Source organism: Brevibacillus parabrevis, assembly GCF_003710905.1.
GTDB classification, from domain to species: domain Bacteria; phylum Bacillota; class Bacilli; order Brevibacillales; family Brevibacillaceae; genus Brevibacillus; species Brevibacillus parabrevis.
Window position 1 is genome coordinate 217,463 of the sequence record NZ_RHHV01000003.1, and the last position, 21,049, is coordinate 238,511.

General features: G+C 51.9%; 15 protein-coding genes. 14 read left to right on the forward strand and 1 reads right to left on the reverse strand.

All coding sequences use genetic code 11. The annotated features are described in order from the left end of the window. Positions 1-51 precede the first annotated feature (51 nt). The gene (locus EDM60_RS02565) at positions 52-2,103 is read right to left on the reverse strand and encodes a transglycosylase domain-containing protein (RefSeq protein WP_122962556.1); all 2,052 of its coding nucleotides are present in this window, start codon (positions 2,101-2,103) and stop codon (positions 52-54) included. A 541-nt stretch (positions 2,104-2,644) separates the two neighbouring features. Between EDM60_RS02565 and speE the strand changes: the two genes are divergently transcribed. From speE to icmF, 14 genes are all read left to right on the forward strand, one after another. Next, positions 2,645-3,478 (forward strand): polyamine aminopropyltransferase, encoded by an 834-nt coding sequence (gene speE, locus EDM60_RS02570; protein ID WP_063229042.1) that lies wholly within the window; start codon positions 2,645-2,647, stop codon positions 3,476-3,478. Positions 3,479-3,497: 19 nt separating this feature from the next. Next, positions 3,498-4,367 (forward strand): agmatinase, encoded by an 870-nt coding sequence (gene speB, locus EDM60_RS02575; protein WP_122962557.1) that lies wholly within the window; start codon positions 3,498-3,500, stop codon positions 4,365-4,367. A 263-nt stretch (positions 4,368-4,630) separates the two neighbouring features. Next, a complete protein-coding gene (locus EDM60_RS02580; RefSeq protein ID WP_122962558.1) occupies positions 4,631-5,875 on the forward strand; it encodes an MFS transporter in 1,245 nt (414 codons plus the stop codon). Positions 5,876-5,941: 66 nt separating this feature from the next. Continuing rightward, positions 5,942-6,355: a YwiB family protein gene (locus EDM60_RS02585; RefSeq protein ID WP_122962559.1), complete on the forward strand. Its 414-nt coding sequence runs from the start codon at positions 5,942-5,944 to the stop codon at positions 6,353-6,355. A 77-nt stretch (positions 6,356-6,432) separates the two neighbouring features. Then, positions 6,433-6,825, forward strand: a complete 393-nt coding sequence (locus EDM60_RS02590) for a hypothetical protein (RefSeq protein ID WP_122962560.1) — start codon at positions 6,433-6,435, stop codon at positions 6,823-6,825. Positions 6,826-6,901: 76 nt separating this feature from the next. Then, a complete protein-coding gene (locus EDM60_RS02595; protein WP_122962660.1) occupies positions 6,902-8,338 on the forward strand; it encodes a sigma-54 interaction domain-containing protein in 1,437 nt (478 codons plus the stop codon). 172 nt (positions 8,339-8,510) lie between these two features. After that, positions 8,511-9,869 (forward strand): lysine 2,3-aminomutase, encoded by a 1,359-nt coding sequence (gene kamA / locus EDM60_RS02600; RefSeq protein ID WP_122962561.1) that lies wholly within the window; start codon positions 8,511-8,513, stop codon positions 9,867-9,869. 278 nt (positions 9,870-10,147) lie between these two features. Then, positions 10,148-12,223 (forward strand): (Fe-S)-binding protein, encoded by a 2,076-nt coding sequence (locus EDM60_RS02605; RefSeq protein ID WP_122962562.1) that lies wholly within the window; start codon positions 10,148-10,150, stop codon positions 12,221-12,223. 228 nt (positions 12,224-12,451) lie between these two features. Beyond that, positions 12,452-13,630, forward strand: a complete 1,179-nt coding sequence (locus tag EDM60_RS02610; protein ID WP_122962563.1) for an acetyl-CoA C-acetyltransferase — start codon at positions 12,452-12,454, stop codon at positions 13,628-13,630. 12 nt (positions 13,631-13,642) lie between these two features. Continuing rightward, on the forward strand, positions 13,643-14,494 hold the full coding sequence (locus EDM60_RS02615) for a 3-hydroxybutyryl-CoA dehydrogenase (protein ID WP_122962564.1): 852 nt from the start codon (positions 13,643-13,645) through the stop codon (positions 14,492-14,494). Positions 14,495-14,525: 31 nt separating this feature from the next. After that, entirely contained in the window at positions 14,526-15,668 is a 1,143-nt protein-coding gene (locus EDM60_RS02620; protein WP_122962565.1) for an acyl-CoA dehydrogenase, read from the forward strand. A gap of 72 nt (positions 15,669-15,740) precedes the next feature. Further along, positions 15,741-16,883, forward strand: coding sequence for an acyl-CoA dehydrogenase (locus EDM60_RS02625; protein WP_063228956.1), 1,143 nt, complete (start codon positions 15,741-15,743; stop codon positions 16,881-16,883). A 205-nt stretch (positions 16,884-17,088) separates the two neighbouring features. Beyond that, positions 17,089-17,721 carry a TetR/AcrR family transcriptional regulator gene (locus EDM60_RS02630; RefSeq protein ID WP_063228957.1) on the forward strand — a complete coding sequence of 211 codons (633 nt, stop codon included), beginning with the start codon at positions 17,089-17,091 and terminating at the stop codon, positions 17,719-17,721. A 33-nt stretch (positions 17,722-17,754) separates the two neighbouring features. Then, the gene (icmF, locus tag EDM60_RS02635) at positions 17,755-21,006 is read left to right on the forward strand and encodes a fused isobutyryl-CoA mutase/GTPase IcmF (RefSeq protein ID WP_122962566.1); all 3,252 of its coding nucleotides are present in this window, start codon (positions 17,755-17,757) and stop codon (positions 21,004-21,006) included. Positions 21,007-21,049: the final 43 nt, after the last annotated feature.

Consider the following 21,049-nt stretch of genomic DNA (forward strand, 5'->3'; position numbering starts at 1 on the left):
AAACAAAAAAAGGACGTACTCTTTGCGAGCGCGTCCTTTTTTCGTTATCAGTTATTGATCCGGCTTCCACCAGCTGCCCATCCGTTGCCAGAACGTCGAAGAGTCGGGCGCAGGCAGCGGCGTAGGTGTTTGGTTGGGAGGCAGATGATCTGTACAGTAATCTTGTGGCTCCGTGCCACTGGCAAAGTAAAACAGCTGTGGAGTCGGGCAATGTTCGGTAGCCAACTTTCCTGACGCTGGATCGATGTAGACGGAAACCACTCCGGCGGGCATATCAAAGAGGGCGGGAGGCTGTCCTTTCAGTGCGCTCTCCATAAAGCTCGCCCACACTTTTTTGGACAAATACCCTTCCTTTACATCGTCCACCTTTTGATTTTTGTCGTAGCCTACCCACACCGTGGAGACTAACTGAGGGGTAAAACCGCTTAGCCAAGCGTCATAGTCGGTCGACCCCGTCTTTCCGGCAACTGGCCGATTCAATTCATTGGCGACGCGGAATCCGGTTCCGCCGCGTTCAAACACACCTTGCATCATATTCACCAACAGAGCAGAGGCGACAGGATCGGCCACCCGTGTTTTCTGCGTAGTTTCTTGCACCAAAACGTTTCCTTCGCTGTCTTCAATCGATGTAATCGCGATTGGCTCAACCGCTTCTCCTTTGTTGACGATAGCCGCGTAGGCTGCATTCAACTCCAGAGGTGAGACGGGGGAAGTGCCGAGGGCGAGAGAAGGCACAGCTTGCAAGGGACTGCTGATTCCCAAGCTTTTCGCCTGCTCGACGACTTTTTGCGGGCTGAGAAAATCAATCGTTTTGACCGCGTAAATGTTGTCAGAAGTCTTGATCGCATCGCGCATGTTGATCATCGCGTTCGCATATCGTCCGCCGAAATTGCTCGGGATATATTGTTTGTTATGGTCATAGGTGAAGACCGTCGGCTCGCTTTTCATCATCGTCAGCGGCGTGTAGCCGTTTTGCAAGGCCGCCAAATACATGATCGGCTTGAAGGAGGAGCCGGGCTGTCTTTTGCCCAGCACGCGATTGTACTGGCTTGTTTTATAGTCGCGTCCGCCCACCATCGCTTTGATGTACCCGGTAGCAGGGTCCATGGCGACCAATGCGACCTGCAAATTCGGATTGTCTTTCGGCAGTGTGGATGCGATGATTTCCTCTGCCTTTTTTTGCATCACCGGATCAAGCGTGGTGTGGATTTTCAAACCGCCATGGATGAATTTTTCTTCATCGATGCCGTACTTGTTTTTGACCAGACTCGCGATGTAATCACGGAAGTAAGGCGCTTGTTCGGTTACGTTTTCCGTAGCGCGCTCCTTTAGTTTGATTGGTTCCGCATAAGCCGTTTCTACTTCTTTTGTCGTGAGCATGCCATCGCGCTCCATGGCTTCGAGAATCAGCTTTTGCCGCGATTTTGCCCGCTCAAAATCAACGAAAGGAGAGTAGTAGGTCGGTCCTTTGGGAATCCCGGCCAGCATGGCGCTTTCCGCCAGAGACAAGTTTTTGGCGTCCTTGCCGAAATACGTTTGGGCGGCAGCCTGAACTCCGTAGGCAGAATGACCATAGTAAATCTGGTTCATGTACATTTCCAAAATTTCATCTTTGCTGTAATTCAGCTCCAGTTGAATCGCGAGCAAGGCTTCCTTGATTTTTCGCTCCCATGTTTTATCCAGGCTTAAATACAGATTTCGTGCCAGCTGCTGGGTAATCGTACTGGCTCCTTGGCGCATGTCCATGTTGATCACATCGACGTAGGCAGCCATGGCCAGCCGTTTCCAGTCAAAGCCGTAATGCTCCCGAAATGAACGATCCTCGATCGCGATCGTTGCGTTGATGAGGGCAGGCGATATTTCCTGAATGGGCACGGAAATGCGATTTTCCCCCCGGTGCATCGTGTCCAGCACGTCTCCGGTAGCTGCGTAAATCGTTGTCGTCTGCTTGACGAATGTTTCAGGAAGCGGTTGCGAGCGCAAGTACAAGATCAAGAGCAAGATGGCAAAAGATAAGCATAAAAGGCTGAGTATGGAAAATTTTACAAATTTCTTGGCCCAGCGAAGATAACGCAACAGGGAAGGCTCACGAATGACTTCCATTTTGCCTCTCCTCCTTTCTATTGTTTGAACGAACAAAATAGTCGTGACAGTCTCCCCGCTCTTTGGGGGAGAAAAGCGTTGGTCGCAAGCGTTTTACGTCCCAAAAGACGTTTTTCGCAGAAACGGGGACGGTTGTTTGACAAGCGAAAGCGCCACATCTGCCGTCAAGCCCCCGCCGCGTCTTTTCACAGAAACGAAATAGCTGTTTGACAAGCGAAAACGACACCTCCACCGCCATAACCCTTGCCGAGTTTTTTTGCAAAATCCGCTCTGAGCAGCAAAAGCAGCCACGTCCTCTGACATAAAAAAACAGCGCGACGTTTCCACAAAAAACGGGACATACTAAGGGACACAAATGATACTTCTAGTATGGGTCAGCTGTGTACTGGATAAACTTGCCTGTCGCATGAAAAACGAGCGCGAGGACGGGTTTTTGGCCTGTCCAGAAAAAAAACTTGCTTTTTGATTGGCAGCTACTATAATTTTCTTGTTATATTGTATTTTCATGCGGTTAATTGAAGGAGGTTACATAACCATGAATATGGAATTGTGGTACACCGAAAAACAAACGGAAAATCACGGGATAACAACGAAAATTACTGATACCCTATACAGTGAGAAATCCGAGTTTCAACAAATCGATGTCATTACTACCAAGCAGTTTGGTCGCATGTTAGTACTCGATGGCATGGTTATGACCACCGATGTCGATGAGTTTGTATACCACGAAATGATTTCTCACATCGCTCTCAATACGCATCCAAACCCGAAAAAGGTTCTGGTTGTCGGTGGCGGCGACGGTGGGGCAATCCGTGAGATCGTGAAGCATGCAGCTGTGGAAAAAGCAGTTCTGGCTGAAATCGACGGTGGCGTAATTGAATCCTGCAAAAAATATTTCCCGGAAATTGCGAGCGCACTGACAGGCAACCCGCGTGTCGATGTGCAAGTAATCGATGGCATCAAACATATTCATGACCACAAAGGCGAATACGATGTGATCATGGTTGACTCTACAGAGCCAGTTGGCCCAGCGGTAGGTCTGTTTGAAAAAGGCTTCTACCAAGGCATTCACGATGCGTTGAAACCAGACGGCATCATGGTTGCGCAAACAGAATCTCCATGGTTCAACCGCGATCTGATCAAGCGCGTGTTCAAAGACCTGAAATCGATCTTCCCGGTAACCCGTCTGTACACTTGCAGCATCCCTACTTATCCATCCGGTCTGTGGAGCTTCACCATCGCTTCCAAACAACATGATCCGCTGGAAGTAGATCCTGCAAAAATCAAAGATCTGGGCACCAAATACTACAATGCGGAAGTTCACCACGCTGCTTTCAAACTGCCTAACTTTGTGGCTGAGCTGACCCGCGACTAATCGGAGGAGGACAACCTTTATGCGTTTTGACGAAGCATATTCCGGCAATGTCTTCATCCGCAGCCACGGAAGCTATGAAGAAAGCCAAGCAGTCATTTACGGCATGCCGATGGACTGGACGGTCAGCTTCCGCCCAGGTTCCCGTTTCGGCCCTGCCCGCATTCGCGAAGTATCGATCGGTCTGGAAGAGTACAGCCCGTATTTGGACAGACTGCTCGAAGACATCAAGTATTTTGATGCTGGCGATATTCCGCTTCCTTTTGGCAACGTGGAAGGCAGCCTTGATGCGATTCGCACCTTCGTGGCAAAAGTGTTGGAAGACGGCAAATTCCCTCTGGGACTGGGCGGCGAGCATCTCGTTTCCTGGCCGGTATTCCAAGCTGTATACGAAAAGTACAAGGACATGGTGGTATTCCACTTTGACGCGCATACCGACCTGCGCGACAACTACGAAGGATACCAGTATTCCCACTCCACGCCAATCAAAAAGGTGTGCAACCTGATTGGCGGCAAAAACGTCTACTCGTTCGGGATTCGCAGCGGAATGAGAGAAGAGTTTGAGTGGGCAAAAGAAAACATGCACCTGTACAAGTACGATGTTTTGGAGCCTGTGAAGCAAGTGCTGCCGACGATCGGCAACCGTCCGATCTATCTGAGCATCGACATCGATGTTCTCGACCCTGCGCACGCACCTGGCACAGGCACAACAGAAGCAGGCGGCATCACTTCCCGCGAGCTGCTGGACACGATTCACTTCATGGCGCAAAATGGCGCCAATGTGATTGGCTGCGACCTGGTGGAAGTGGCTCCTGTGTACGACCACAGCGAGATGACGCAAATCGTGGCATCCAAAATCGTGCGCGAATTGCTGCTCAGCTTTGTAAAATAATCGATACAACGACAAGCCTCCGGAACTCACAAAGTACCGGAGGCTTTTTTATGGCGTTGCTCGCACCTTTTCTTATCTGAACCTGAATGGATGCAGAAAATTTTCGCGCGTCGCGTAACGTAACGTGTAAGACACTCCCTGAGCAGGAGCAGGACATTCATTTGCACTTTAAAAACATTTTTATTTACTAAGTTTATAAAATTAGATAAAATTGGCATAGAGAATAAAAAGTTGCCGAAGCATTATCGAGGGAGTTGTTATCCATGAGAGAAGTTTTTGCGCATGCTGAGTTTCGCAAGCTGTTTTTCTCCAATCTTTTTTCCGGCTTCGGTCAAGGCATGACGATGATCGGGATTGCCTGGTATCTAGTGGAAACCACAGGTTCGGCCCAGCTGTTGGGTTCGACCATGTTCGTCTCGGCTGTGTTGATGTTTTTTATCGGGCCTTATATCGGGACGCTGATTGATCGTTATTCCCGCAAAAAAATGCTGCTCGTAGAAAACTTGATCGGTTTTGGCGTGTTGGGAGTTTTGGCTGTCTGGGGCTTTTTCGGAGAGTATCAGGAATGGATGCTGATCACGATTTACTTGGTTACCACCTTCATGTACCAGATTCATTATCCGGCCCAATCGGCCTTGGTTCAGGAGACGTTCAAACCGAAACATTACAACGACATTAACAGTTTGCTGGAAATCGAGGGACAGACGGCGTCCGTTCTCGCAGGTGCGTTTTCCGGGCTGTTGCTGGGCAAATTCGGACTTTCCACTGTCGTTTTGTTCAATGCTCTGACGTACTTGTTTGCATTTTGTCTGCTTTCCACGATGAAATATACGTTTACATTGGAAGGCGAGGCCAAGCTGAGCCAGGGCGTATCGTGGATCAGCCAGTTCGGGCAAAGCTGGAGCTACATCAAGGAGAAAAAGGGCTTTCTCGTCTTCGGTATATGTGCCTTGATGCCATTTATCGCTGTGATGGCGAGCAATTTGCTGAAGCCTGTTTACGTCAGCCAAACTTTGCAAGCAGATGTCTCGGTCTTCTCGTTCGGGGAGATGGCCTATGCTTTGGGAGCGGTAGCGGCAGGTATACTCGTCTCTGTGGTCGTACGCAAAATGGGGCAGCTGGCTGCGATGGTGGCAAACACGCTGCTGTTCGCTGTCATGATCGTCGTCATGGTGGCCTTGCCGTACGGCTGGGCTTTGATCGGAGCCTATATGTTTTACGGCTGGAGCAATGCCTCTGTTCGCCTCATCCGCCAATCTCTCTACATGACCGTGATCCCGAAACAGTTTATGGGGCGGGTAATGAGCTTTTTCAACTCGCTCGGCATGATGATGCGTTTGGTGCTGATCGGCGTGTTTACAGTCATGATTGACTACACAGGAGCAGGCATGGGCTACCTTGTCCTGGCGGGATTGCTTTTGCTCGCGGCGGTTGGTGTTGCCGCGACCATGCGCTTCCTTTTGGCGGACGCAAAGGACCAGGCAGCGGTTGCAACTCAAGAAGGATGATCGTAAAATGAATGGATGATTGATTGTCCGACAAGCAAGCAGAAATCGTGGAGTGTGGAGAGCGTCATGGAAGAAGTACAACTGAAGCTGTCAGCCAGACATCGCGTCGACGGGGAATGGGATGAAACGACGCATGAGTACAAAGGAAAGCTTGTGCAAAAAGCATCTGCCTGGTATTTGACATATAAGGAACAGCTGGAAGGCGCGGGAGAAGTCAGTACAACCCTCAAACTGACGGACAGCGCCGTTACGCTGGTGCGCCAGGGTGGCGTTTCGACGAGACAGCACTTTGAAAAAGGGGCAAGCACGCATTCCACCTACCAGAGTCCGTACGGGCCGTTCGCCATGGAGACACATACGAGCAAGCTGCGTATCCGCTATGCGGAAGACGCCCCGGTACAGGTGGAAATTTTTTACCAAACGTGGATGAACGAGCAGTACGCTGGCGAGCACGAACTGAAAATGGAGTTAGGAAAATAAGCCGCTCTTTGCAAGGGCGGTTTTTTGCACGTACAATAGAAGGAACTCGCGGCAGGAGTTGGAAGGAGGGTTCAAGCATGTTCGTACTCGTGAATGGCCTTATTGCCGGTCTGGGTTTGGCAGCTTTTCTCGCGCTGGGAGACGGCTTGTTCGACACCAGTACGTTTCCTGTACTGATCGACGTCAGTTATGTCCCGGGCATGGAAAACTTGCCGTCAATCGCGGAGCTTTTGCTCCATCTTTTGATCAGTGTGATCATTGCTTTTTTTCTGATGTATTTTTACCCTCGTGAAGATCGCGGCAAAAGGACCCGTTATTTGCTGTACTGGATGCTTGGATTTGCAGTCGCCTTCTTGCCGTTTAGTCTCTTGAGCAAAGTTCCGATAACGTGGACAGCATTTTGCATATGGATATGTGGACATTTGCTTTACACCGTCATGCTCTCGGTACAAGTAGCGCGAAATCGATAGGATGATGTTGATTTTGCCGAATTTTCGGCATAGTGATGGTTTTTTGGCAGCAAGGTTGAAAGGGGTGGAGGCCAGCATGCCGTTGTCTGATACGGTAGAAATGTTGCAGGCAATACTGGGGGCCATTGATGAAGGGATTCATGTGGTCGATGCGGAAGGAATCACGATTTTCTACAACCACGTCGCGGCAAGACTGGACGGGTTGACGCCAGAAGAGGTGCTGGGGAAGCCTTTATTGGAGGTGTTTCCTTCGCTCGACCGGCATTCGAGCACGCTGCTGCGTGTCATTGAGAACGGAGAAGCCATCTACGATCAGACACAGACGTACAAAAACTGGAAAGGAATGCGCGTAGAGACGATTAACACGACGCTCCCGGTCCGAGTAGGCAAAAGGCTGGTCGGAGCGGTTGAGGTCGCAAAAGATATCGGCAAGCTGAAAGAGCTGTCGGAGCGGTTGGTTGACTTGCAGGCGAAAATCAGCAAACCAAAGCGCGCCAAACGGGGGGCGGATGAGGTTGCTTTCCACTTCGAAGACATTTTGACCAAGAGCGAGCAGATGAATCACTTGAAGGAGCGGGCGAAAAAGGCCGCGCGCACGACTTCACCCGTGCTGATTTACGGCGAGACGGGAACTGGCAAGGAGCTGTTTGTGCAATCGATTCACCACGCGTCACTGCGCAGCAGCAAGCCGTTTATCGCGCAAAACTGTGCGGCGCTGCCAGCGTCATTGCTGGAAAGCCTGCTGTTTGGCACGGTGAAAGGCAGCTTCACAGGGGCAGACGATCGGCCGGGACTGTTTGAGCTGGCGGATGGCGGAACGCTGTTTTTGGATGAACTGAACAGCATGCCGCTCGATTTGCAGGCAAAAATGCTGCGCGTGCTACAGGATGGGCAAATCAGGCGGATCGGCGGCAGTCAGTCGGTCAAAGTGGATGTGCGGGTGATCGCTGCTGTCAACGAAGCTCCGCAGCTGCTTGTCGAGCGAGGTTTGATGCGAACCGACCTGTATTACCGGATCAACGTCGTCTCCTTTTCCTTGCCGCCGTTGCGCGAGCGCAGAGAAGATGTCGACTTGCTGGTCGAGCATTTTTTGGCCAAGTTCAACCGGGTGTTCGGCATGAACGTGCGCGGCATCAGCCCGGAAGTGGCCCAACTTTTCGCGCGCTACGACTGGCCGGGGAACGTCAGGGAACTGGAGCATGTGGTGGAGGCAGCGATGAACATGGTGGAGGATGACATGATCATGATGGAGCATTTGCCAGCGCATATGCTGGAGCGAGTGCAGCCGGATATGCTGCAAAGCCCTTCAACGCCTGAGCCAATCCCAATCTCGTTGCTTGCGGACAGGGAAGGCTGTACGTTGCCCGAGATTCTGCGGGAACTGGAAGAGCGGATCATCGGGGACGCGCTGAAACAGACGGATGGCAATGTACTGCGGGCAGCGAAGCTTTTGGGCATCCCAAGGCAAACGCTGCAATACAAGCTTTCGCAACGAATGATCCCGCCCTGTTGAATGCCGAAATTTCGGCAGCGCTTTCATTGGTTTAAAAGGAAAGAAACGCTTACAAAACGCTCTATTTCCTATTTTCTAAATTTTTTGATTTGATTGGCACGACCCTTGCATCTTTACTTGGTCGAGTGAAACGCATGATGGTTCACTACAGACGAGAGGAGATGTGACACAGATGACAGTAGCGACAAGACGTGACTGGCGTTCGATTGAACTTTGGAAGGATGTTCCGGAAGAAAAATGGAATGACTGGATGTGGCAGCTGACCCACACCATTAAAACGGTAGATGATTTGAAGCAAGTAATCAACCTGACGCCGGAAGAGGAAGAGGGCGTGCGTATTTCCACGCAAACCATTCCTTTGAATATTACGCCGTACTACGCTTCGTTGATGGACGTCGATGATCCAAAAGATCCGGTGCGCATGCAATCCGTTCCGCTGTCTTCCGAAATGGTTCGGACAAAGTACGACATGGAAGACCCGTTGCATGAGGATACCGATTCTCCTGTTCCCGGTTTGACTCACCGTTATCCAGACCGTGTGCTCTTCCTTGTGACGAACCAGTGCTCCATGTATTGCCGCTATTGCACGCGTCGCCGCTTCTCCGGCCAGATCGGCATGGGCGTGCCGAAGAAACAGCTCGACGCCTGTATCGATTACATCCGCAGCAGACCGGAAGTGCGTGACGTGCTTCTCTCTGGCGGAGACGGCCTGTTGATCAACGACCGCGTTCTGGAATACATCATCAGCAGCTTGCGCGACATTCCGCACGTAGAAATCATCCGTATCGGAACCCGCGCGCCAGTCGTATTCCCGCAGCGCATTACGGAAAACCTGTGCAACATCCTGAAAAAGTATCATCCGGTATGGCTGAATACGCACTTCAACCATCCAAAAGAAATTACACCGGAAGCGAAGCAAGCTTGCGAAATGCTGGCAAATGCGGGCGTTCCGCTGGGCAACCAGGCTGTGATTCTCGCGGGAATCAACGACTGTGCCAACACGATGAAAAAGCTGGTGCAAGACCTGGTCAAAATTCGCGTCCGTCCGTACTACATCTATCAGTGCGACCTGTCTGAAGGAATCGGTCACTTCCGCGCTCCTGTCAGCAAAGGGATTGAAATTATTGAACACCTGCGCGGCCATACCTCCGGCTACGCTGTCCCTACCTTTGTGGTGGACGCTCCGCACGGTGGCGGAAAAATCCCGGTCAGCCCGAACTACATTATTTCGCAAGCGTCCGATAAAGTGGTGCTGCGCAACTTCGAAGGCGTAATCACATCGTATCCGGAGCCTAAGACCTACCATGAGCATGACGAGGAAAATTGCGAATACTGCACAGCGGCAAAAGGCAAAGCTGTCGGTATCGCGGCCCTCATGCAGGATGAAGTCGACAACCTGGAGCCGACCGATCTGCCGCGCAACAAGCGCATCAAGGCCACCAAAGTCAAGTCGCTGGCAGATGTGCGTCTGGAGCAAAAAGCGAAAAAAGAACAGACGCCTGCAGAAGCAAAAGAAGCGTCCGGCAAATAAACGTGAAAAACAAAGTGTTAGCAGCTGCCTGATTGAACGGGCAGCTGTTTCTTTTTCGTGAGCGTGAGGGTGAGAATATTGCCAATTTTATTTGCAGGATGGTTCATTTCCCGCTTCTGTGATAAGATCGGATTACAGTAATATGAGCGAACGTTCAGTCAGTATTATTGCATTGTTTGAAAAAATCAAACTTACAGACTGAATAGTCATTCATTTTTCTTTTCGATTCTGATAAGATAGAAAGTAAAGACAACTCGTGAAAGTGGGGGAGTAGAAACATGCTGGCACTTATCAATCTGATCGCTTTTTTCCTGGTGCTCGCTTACGGGCTGTATCTGGCCGGACATGTTGTGTACAGCAGATATTTGTTCATCAAGCTGGGCAAAAAGCCGGATGTGAAAAATGACTTTGGCGCACGCATCAACCTGATGCTGGACAACGTCATTTTCCACAAGAAGCTGTTGAAGGACAAGAAAAGCGGGATTATGCACGTCGTGATGTTCTACGGATTCATCACGCTGCAATTCGGCGCGATCGAGCTGGTGATCAAAGGGCTATCGACAGGCTTCGAGCTACCTTTTGGCAGCGCTCACAAATACTTTTCGCTCATGCAGGAAATCACCACTTTTCTGATTTTGGCTGCTGTCGGATACGCTTTTTACCGTCGCTATATCGAGAAGTTGAAACGGCTGAAGCGCGGCTTCAAGTCAGGGATTGTCCTGCTGCTGATCTCCTCTCTGATGGCGACTGTATTGCTCTCCCTGGCTTTTGAGCAAATTTGGCTCGGGCATGAAGCATCTGGCTTTGCTCCGATCTCCTCTGTCTTGGCAATGGCCTTTTCCGCCATCGGAGTAGGAAGTACGGGCGGAGCGGTTCTCTTTTATATTTTCTGGTGGGCGCATCTGATCATTTTGTTGGGCTTTGCCGTCTACGTGCCGCAGTCCAAACACGCTCACTTGCTGTTTGCTCCGGTTAACGTCTGGTTCAAAAAGCTCGATCCGCCAGGAAAGCTGTCGAGCATCAACTTCGAGGACGAGACACAGGAAGTGTTCGGCGTGGGCAAGATCGAAGACTTCACGCAAACACAGCTGATCGACTTGTACGCCTGTGTAGAGTGCGGGCGCTGTACGAATATGTGCCCGGCAGCGGGAACCGGAAAAATGCTCTCGCCGATGGACTTGATTACGAAAATGCGCGACCATCTGACGGAAAAGGGAGCCGCTGTGACATCGCGTACGCCGTGGATGCCAAGCTTTGCTTTTTCGCAAACGACCGCCAACCAGATCGCTGTGCAAGCTTCGGAAGTGGCAGCCACAGCCGAGGGCGCGACGTCCATTTACGAGAAAAACCTGATTGGCGATGTCATTACCGAGCAGGAGCTGTGGGCTTGTACAACCTGTCGCAACTGTGAAGACCAATGTCCGGTGATGAACGAGCACGTGGATAAAATCATCGACATGCGCCGCTATCTCGTGATGACCGAAGGAAGCATGCCAGCCGAAGCGCAGCGCGCCCTGAACAATATCGAGCGCCAGGGCAACCCTTGGGGAATCAACCGCAAGGACCGGATGAAATGGATTGAAGGTCTGAATGGTCAATACGAGGTGCCGACCGTCAAGCAGGTCGAGGAATTTGAATATTTGTTCTGGGTCGGCTCCATGGGCTCGTTTGATCTGCGCAGCCAAAAAATCTCGCATGCTTTTGTGAAGCTCATGCACGAAGCAGGCGTCAAGTTCGCCATCCTGGGGAATGAGGAAAAGAACTCGGGAGATACGGCGCGCCGCATCGGAAACGAATTTTTGTTCCAGCAACTGGCACAGGAAAACATCGCGTTGTTCGAAGGCTACGAAGTGAAGAAGATCGTCACCTGCGACCCGCACGCGTACAACACGTTCAAAAACGAATATCCGGAGTTTGGATTGACCGCGGAAGTGTACCACCATTCCGAGCTGCTCGCCCAGTGGGTGAACGAAGGCCGCTTGAAACCGACGAAGGAAGTCAAGGAGCGGATTACGTATCACGATTCCTGCTATTTGGGTCGCTACAACGAGATTTACGACAAGCCGCGTGTCATCTTGGAAGCAATCCCTGGCGTCGAAGTGGTGGAAATGAAGCGCAGCGGCTGTGACAGCATGTGCTGTGGAGCAGGCGGCGGCCTCATGTGGATGGAGGAGCATGAAGGCTCGCGTGTCAACGTGGCGCGTACCGAGCAAGCATTGGAGGTCAACCCGACCGCGATTGCCAGCGCCTGCCCGTACTGCCTGACCATGATGAACGACGGAATCAAAACCAAGGAAAAAGAAGACGACGTCAAAACGCGCGATGTGGCGGAGATTTTGGCGGACGCGATCTGACAAGCGACGAAGACGAGAAGTGTTCTTTTGGGAACCCCGAACAGCCTGATTAGGAAAAGAAGTCAGGCTGTTCTTTTTTCGTCGGGATAAGGGTAGCAAACACGGGCGTCAGAAGCTTTAACATAGCCCAACTTTTCTAATAATTCATTGACTAATCGGGTTGAAGACGGCAAAATGAAGATAGCAGAAAATGAACGAACGCTCGGTCATAAGAATGGAGGGCATGCGATGAAAACGGTGATAGTTGGGGCGGCACGTACCCCGTTTGGCAAGTTTGGCGGTTCCCTGAAAGCGTTGTCTGCGGTAGACCTCGGTGCAATCGTGATCAAGGAAGCCTTGGAGCGCTCCGGCATTTCCGACGATCAAGTCGACGAAGTGATCATGGGCATGGTCATTCAGGCGGGAGCAGGCCAGGTTCCTTCCCGGCAGGCAGCGCGCAAGGCCGGACTGCCATGGGACGTGGCGAGCGAGACGATCAACAAGGTGTGCGCCTCCGGGATGCGGGCTGTCACGATGGGCGACCAGATCATTCGCGCAGGCGACGGGGAGATTATCGTTGCTGGCGGCATGGAGAGCATGAGCAATGCGCCTTATGCGCTTCCGGCGGCGCGTGATGGCATGAGAATGGGAGATGCGACTGTGCGCGATCTCATGATGTACGATGGCCTCACTTGTCCGTTTGATCAGGTGCCGATGGCTGTTCACGGCAGCAACGTGGCTGAAGAGTACGGAATATCGCGTGAAGCGCAGGACGATTGGGCGCTGCGCAGCCAGCAGAGAACGGCGAGAGCGGTCGAGAACGGACTTTTTGACGAGGAGATCGTAGCCGTCTCCATTCCTCAGAAAAAAGGGGAGCAGCTGCAAGTGACAAAAGACGAAGGACCACGCCCGGATACGACCAGGGAAGGTCTGGCGAAACTGCCGCCAGTCTACAAAAAGGACGGAACGATTACGGCAGGCAACGCGCCTGGCATTAATGACGGAGCAGCAGCGATGGTGCTGATGTCCGATGCCAAGGCCGAGGAGCTGGGCATCAAGCCGCTCGCTACGATTCTCGGACATGCGCACGTAGGAGCAGAAGCTCCGTACATTGCAACGACACCAGGGCTGGCCATCAACAAGCTGCTCGAAAAAACAGGGGTTTCGCTGGACGAAATCGCTTTGTTTGAAGTGAACGAAGCGTTTGCAGCCGTGACCTTGACCAGCGGCAAAATCGTCGGTTGGGACGACGAGAAAGTAAATGTAAACGGGGGAGCGATCGCGCTCGGTCACCCGATTGGAGCGAGTGGAGCACGAATTATCATGCACCTCGCATACGAGTTAAAAAGACGCGGTGGCGGACTAGGGATTGCGGCGATTTGCAGCGGTGCCGCACAGGGAGACGCTATCCTGATTAAAGTGGAGTAGGGGGCCTTTTACATGAACGTACAAACGATAATGGTCATCGGAGCAGGGCAGATGGGCAGCGGCATTGCCCAGGTAGCAGCACAGGCAGGCTTTCGCGTTTATTTGAACGACGTGCAGCAGCCGTTTGTGGAGCGCGGTCTGGCGACGATCACGAAAAACTTGTCGCGCAACGTGGAAAAAGGCAAACTGAGCGAAGACGACAAACAGGCGATCTTATCCCGGCTCGTCCTGTCGACCGATTTGGCAGACGCGGCGGATGCTGATTTTGTTATAGAAGCTGTCACCGAAAATATGGCGGTGAAAACAGCGATCTTTTCCAAACTGGATGAGGTATGTCCGCCGCATGCGATTTTGGCGAGCAACACGTCCTCTCTTCCCATCACCGAAATTGCCGCAGTGACGAAGCGGCCGGAAAAAGTGATCGGGATGCATTTCATGAATCCTGTACCTGTGATGAAGCTGGTCGAAATTATTCGCGGGCTGCAAACAGCAGACGAGGTATACCAGCTGACCGAAGATTTGTCGAAGCAAATGGGCAAGGTGCCAGTAAGCGTAAATGATTTCCCGGGCTTCGTGTCCAATCGGGTGCTGATGCCGATGCTCAACGAAGCGATCTATTGCGTGTATGAGGGCGTGGCAACGCCAGAAGCGATCGACGAAGTGATGAAGCTGGGCATGAACCATCCGATGGGGCCGCTCCAGTTGGCTGACTTTATCGGTCTTGATACGTGCCTCTACATCATGGAGGTGCTGCACGAAGGCTTCGGCGATTCCAAATATCGTCCTTGCCCGCTGCTTCGCAAATACGTAAAAGCGGGATGGCTAGGCAAAAAATCCGGTCGAGGATTCTACGTGTACAACTAACTGAAGGATTCGGCAGAAAGGTAGGACGGACATGGATTTTCGATTGAACGATGAGCAAGAGATGATGCGCCGCATGGTACGCGACTTTGCGCAAAAAGAAATTGCGCCGTTTGTTCCGGTTATGGAGGAAAAGGATGAGTTTCCCCGCCAGATTCTCAAAAAGATGGGCGAGATGGGGCTGATGGGAATACCGATCGCTGAAGAATGGGGAGGCGCCGGAGCCGATTTTGTCTCCTACATTTTGGCGATTCACGAGATTTCCAAAGTGAGCGCGACAGTGGGAGTCATTTTGTCCGTGCACACCTCTGTAGGAACGAATCCGATTCTTTACTTCGGAACGGAGGAGCAGAAGCGCAAGTACGTGGCAAAGCTGGCCCGTGGCGAATATCTCGGCGCTTTTGCCCTGACCGAGCCGCATGCCGGGTCCGATGCCAGCAGCATCAGAACGACAGCGGTGCGAAGCGGGGATGAATACATCCTGAACGGCAACAAAGTGTTCATTACAAACGGCGGCGAAGCGGATACGTACATCACTTTTGCGGTCACGGATGCCAGCAAGGGAAGCAAAGGAATTTCCGCTTTCATCGTGGAGAAAGATACGCCGGGCTTTATCGTCGGCAAAAAGGAAAAGAAAATGGGGCTGCACGGCTCCTACACGACTGAGCTGGTGTTTGACAACGCTCGCGTACCTGCTGCCAACCTGTTGGGGCAAGAGGGAGACGGCTTCTGCATAGCGATGGCGAACCTGGACACGGGCAGAATCGGAATCGCTGCGCAAGCGTTGGGGATCGCCGAGGCTGCTGTCCATTACGCGACAGAGTACGCAAAAGAACGCAAGCAGTTCGGACAACCGATCGCCAAGCAACAAGCTATCGGGTTCAAGCTCGCGGACATGGCGACAAAAGCGGAAGCAGCGAGACTGTTGGTGTATCGCGCAGCATCACTGCGCAGCCAGGGAATCGCCTGCGGCATGGAAGCATCGATGGCAAAACGCTTCGCTACGGATACGGCGATGGAGCTGGCGACAGAAGCGGTACAAGTGTTTGGCGGGTACGGCTACACCAGAGAATATCCGGTTGAGCGTCTGTTCCGGGATGCCAAAGTTACGCAGATTTATGAGGGTACCAATGAAATTCAACGAATCGTAATCGCCAAGCATTTGCTTGCTGACTAAATAAAAGCCTTTTGTGCCGCCCGGTTACTGGGCTGACTAAAACAGGCGAAAACACATGGGGGAGTGAAAAAAATGAATTTCCAGCTTACGGAAGAACATGACATGATGCGTAAAATGATCCGCGATTTCGCAGAAAACCAGGTGGCTCCGACAGCAGCCGAGCGCGATGAGGAAGAGCGCTTCGACAGATCCATTTTTGAACAGATGGCAGAGCTTGGCTTGACGGGCATCCCTTGGCCGGAAGAATACGGAGGCGCTGGCGCGGACTACTTGAGCTACGTCATTGCAGTCGAAGAACTCTCCCGTGTGGATGCGTCGATCGGCGTGACTTTGTCCGCACAAGTATCGCTGGCAAGCTGGCCGATTTACAAGTTTGGCACAGAAGAGCAGAAACAAAAGTTTTTGCGTCCATTGGCAGAAGGCAAAAAAATGGGAGCTTACTGTTTGACTGAGCCAGGCTCAGGCTCGGACTCCGCAGGAATGCGTACAACTGCTGTGCGCGATGGCGACCACTACATTTTGAACGGCAGCAAAATTTTCATCACCAATGCGGGTGAAGCAGAGATTTACATCGTTTTTGCCGTAACCAGCCCTGAGCTGAAACACAAGGGAGTTACCGCCTTCATCGTGGAAAAAGGCATGGACGGCTTCACGATGGGCAAAAAGGAGAAAAAGCTGGGCATTCGTTCCTCGCCAACTTTGGCGGTGAATTTTGAAGATGTACGAGTTCCTGTAGAGAATAGGCTCGGCGAGGAAGGTCAAGGCTTCAAAATCGCCATGATGACGCTGGACGGCGGACGAAACGGAATCGCTGCCCAAGCGGTTGGCATCGCGCAGGGAGCTTTCGAGCACGCCCTTGCTTATGCCAAAGAACGCAACCAGTTCGGGAAGCCGATCGCGTCCTTGCAAGCCATCCAGTTCAAGCTGGCTGACATGGCAACCAAAATCGAAGCCGCTCGCTTGCTCACGTATCAGGCTGCATGGCTGGAAGACCAGGGCCTGCCTTACGGAAAAGCATCTGCCATGTCCAAAGTATTTGCGGGCGATATCGCGATGGAGGTTACGACCGAAGCGGTGCAAGTATTTGGCGGGTACGGCTACACCCGTGAGTACCCTGTCGAGCGCTTCATGAGGGATGCGAAAATCACGCAAATTTATGAGGGCACTAATGAAATCCAGCGCGTAGTAATCAGCAACTACCTGCTAAAAGAATAGAGAAATCATTACCGACAACCACGATTGTTCCAACTAGCTGAACGCAAAAAGATTTTTTGATAAGGCCTGTGGAAAAGAAAGGTTTGGCTTTGCGCTCTTACTCGCGTATAATTGTTTGCGAAAAGATCGTCAATGAGCGTTTGCGCCTTTCTTTTCCTGAAAGTGTCTGACTAAACGCTCAGTCGGTTGGAAGGGTGGATTTGTTGTGTCCGAAAGAAGAAAAACCATACCGTCCTTGGTAAAGGACCCGAAGTTGATTGAAAAACGCCGGGAGCAGATTATTGAAGCTGCCGTTCATCTCTTCATTAATAAAGGTTTTCACAAAACGACGACGAGGGAGATCGCCCGGGCTTCCGGGTTCAGTATCGGCACCTTGTACGAGTACATCGAATCGAAGGAAGACGTGCTTTATCTCGTTTGCGATGCGATTCATGCCGAGATGGAGACGCGTTTGCGCGAAGCGATCAATTTTAACGGCACAGGCTTGAAAATTTTGAAGCTCGCACTCAAAAGCTTGATCCGCGTGATGGATCAGATGAGCGACCGCGTCCTGCTCATTTATCAGGAGTCGAAGTCGCTGCCGAAAGAAACGCTTCGTTACGTTCTCGGACGTGAAGAAGAGATTGCCCAAATTTTTGTGGAGATCCTGCAAAAAGGAATTGCCGACGGTTCGCTGCGCATTGATGAGAAGCATGTCAAGCTGATGGCTGACAATATCATGGTGCTGGGCGAAATGTGGGTGTTCCGTCGCTGGGCTCTGCACAAGCACTATACGTTGGAGGAGTTCACCGAAAAGCAGATTACGCTGTTGCTTCGTGAAATCAGTGTCTCCGACTAAGTCATTTACTTGAATCTCGGGGAGAGTGGAACGATGGAAACCGAAGTGTATCGTCCGCAAAACAAGGTGCGTTTTGTGACCGCTGCCAGCTTGTATGACGGTCACGACGCCTCGATCAATATCATGCGCCGTATTTTGCAGTCATCGGGAGTGGAAGTGATCCATCTTGGTCACAATCGCTCGGTCGATGACATCGTGACTGCTGCCATCCAGGAGGATGTGCAGGGCATTGCCATCAGCTCTTATCAGGGCGGCCATGTGGAATATTTCAAATACGTGATTGATCTTTTGCGCGAGCGGGGAGCGGAGCATATCCGTGTCTTCGGGGGCGGCGGTGGAGTAATCGTTCCACGCGAGATTCGCGAGCTGGAGGAATACGGCGTCTGTAAAATTTACTCGCCGGATGACGGCAGGCGTTTGGGCTTGCAAGGCATGATCAACGACATGATCAGAAACAGCGATTTTCCGACCGTCAAACAGTTGGAAGACGAAGTAAAGGGCTTGCGCGAGCAGAATCACAAGGCTGTCGCCCGACTGATCTCTGTCGCGGAGTATGCGGTGGATCAGCCAGAGTGGAAGGAACCGCTGCAAGCAAGCGTGCTGGAAGCCCCAGAGTCAATTCCGGTGCTCGGGATCACAGGTACAGGTGGAGCCGGGAAAAGCTCGCTGACCGATGAGCTTGTTCGCCGCTTTATCCGTACGTATCCGGAAAAAACAGTCGCGATTCTGTCTGTCGATCCATCCAAGCAAAAATCGGGTGGAGCGTTGTTGGGCGACCGGATACGGATGAATGCCAACAACACGCCACGCGTCTACATGCGCAGTTTGGCGACGCGAAAGTCAGGCATGGAGCTGTCGGCGGCGTTGAAAGACGCCATTCAAGTAACGCGTGCCGCACAATTTGACTTGATCATCGTGGAGACGAGCGGGATCGGTCAGGGCGATGCGCAGGTGACGGAAGTGTGCGATGTTTCCATGTACGTCATGACCAGTGAATTTGGTGCGCCATCGCAGTTGGAAAAGATCGACATGCTCGATTTTGCGGACGTGATCGCGATCAACAAGTTCGAACGCAAAGGCTCGGAAGATGCTTTGCGGGAAGTGCGGAAGCAGTATCGTCGCAATCATCAGCTATTCGATTTGCCTGACGAGCAGGTCCCGGTTTACGGTACGATTGCCAGCCAGTTCAACGACCCGGGCACAAATGTGCTGTTTGCTGCTCTGATGCATAAAATTGTGCAAAAGACGAATGTGGACTGGTCTGTTGAGAATTTGGATACTACTCCTGTGAAAATTCACAAAACTTCGTTGATTCCGACAGAAAGAATCAACTATTTGCAAGAGATTGCGAATACGGTCCGCCAATACCAGGCGTACACCGATGAGCAGTCCGCTATCGCCCGCAAGCTGTATCAGCTGCACGGCGCCAAGGAAACGCTGCTTGCAGCCAAGGACGAAGCAGTAACCGAATTGATCGCGGTACTCGACAAGCAAATCAAGCTGTTCGAGGAAAAGCTGCATCCCGAATGCCGCAAAGTGCTCGACAACTGGCCCAAGCTCAAGGAAGCGTACAGACAGGACCAGTTTGTCACTCGCATTCGCGACAAGGAAATCGTCACGAAGCTGTTCAGCGAATCGCTGTCAGGTACTCGCATTTCGAAAGTAGCCGTGCCGGACTTCCATGACTGGGGCGAGATTTTGAAATGGTCGCTGAAGGAAAACGTACCAGGCGAGTTCCCTTATACAGCTGGGGTATTTCCGTTCAAACGCGAGGGAGAAGATCCGAAGCGGCAATTTGCGGGCGAAGGTACGCCTGAGCGCACGAACCGCCGTTTTCACTTCTTGTCCCAAAATGACGAAGCGAAGCGGCTGAGTACGGCTTTTGACTCGGTGACCTTGTATGGGGAAGATCCGGATTATCGTCCGGATATTTACGGGAAAATCGGAACGAGCGGCGTGAGCATCTGCACGCTCGACGACATGAAAAAGCTGTATGCCGGCTTCGACTTGTGTGCGCCGAGCACATCGGTTTCGATGACGATCAACGGTCCTGCTCCGATGATTTTGGCGATGTTCATGAATACGGCCATCGAGCAGCAGATCGAGAAGTTTGTCCAAAAGGAAGGGCGCCAGCCTACCGAGGAAGAAGCCAAACAAATCAAGGCGTATACGCTGTCGACGGTTCGCGGCACGGTCCAAGCGGATATTTTGAAAGAAGATCAGGGACAAAACACATGTATCTTCTCGACTGAATTTGCGCTGCGAATGATGGGCGACATCCAGCAGTATTTCATCGATCAAAAGGTGCGCAACTACTACTCCGTGTCGATTTCCGGCTACCATATCGCGGAGGCGGGGGCGAATCCGATTACCCAGCTGGCGTTTACGCTGGCGAACGGGTTTACGTATGTGGAGTATTACTTGAGCAGAGGCATGCACATTGATGACTTTGCGCCGAATCTGTCGTTCTTCTTTTCTAATGGACTGGACCCCGAGTATACGGTCATCGGCCGGGTCGCTCGCCGCATCTGGGCAACCGTGATGAAAAACCGCTACGGCGGGAATGAACGCAGCCAAAAGCTGAAATATCACATTCAAACATCCGGACGCTCCTTGCACGCACAGGAAATGGATTTCAACGATATCAGAACGACGCTGCAAGCGCTGATTGCGATTTACGACAACTGCAATTCGCTGCATACCAATGCCTACGACGAGGCGATTACGACCCCGACAGAGAACTCTGTACGCCGGGCTATGGCGATCCAGATGATCATCAACAAGGAAATGGGCCTCGCGAAAAATGAAAACCCGTTGCAAGGCGCGTTTATTATTGAGGAGCTGACGGATCTGGTCGAAGAGTCCGTGATGCAGGAATTTGAACGGATCAGTTCTCGCGGCGGCGTGCTGGGAGCGATGGAGACGCAGTACCAGCGCGGCAAAATCCAGGATGAATCGATGTATTACGAGATGAAAAAGCACACAGGCGAGCTGCCGATTATTGGCGTGAATACTTTCATCAATCCGAACGCTTCCGAGGACGACTACGAGATCGAACTGGCGCGGGCGACCGAGGAAGAAAAAGAACAGCAAATCATCAACCTGAGAGCGTTCCAGGAGCGCCATCGCGATGTAGCTCCACAGGCGTTGCGCCGCTTGCAGGAAGTAGCGATGGCGGGCGAAAACATCTTCGCCGAACTGATGGAAACGGTGAAGGTCGCTTCGCTCGGACAGATCAGCGCCGCTTTGTATGAAGTCGGCGGTCAGTATCGGAGAAACATGTAGCGGCAAGTTTGGAGCGCAAAAACGAAACAAGGGCCACCTTTGT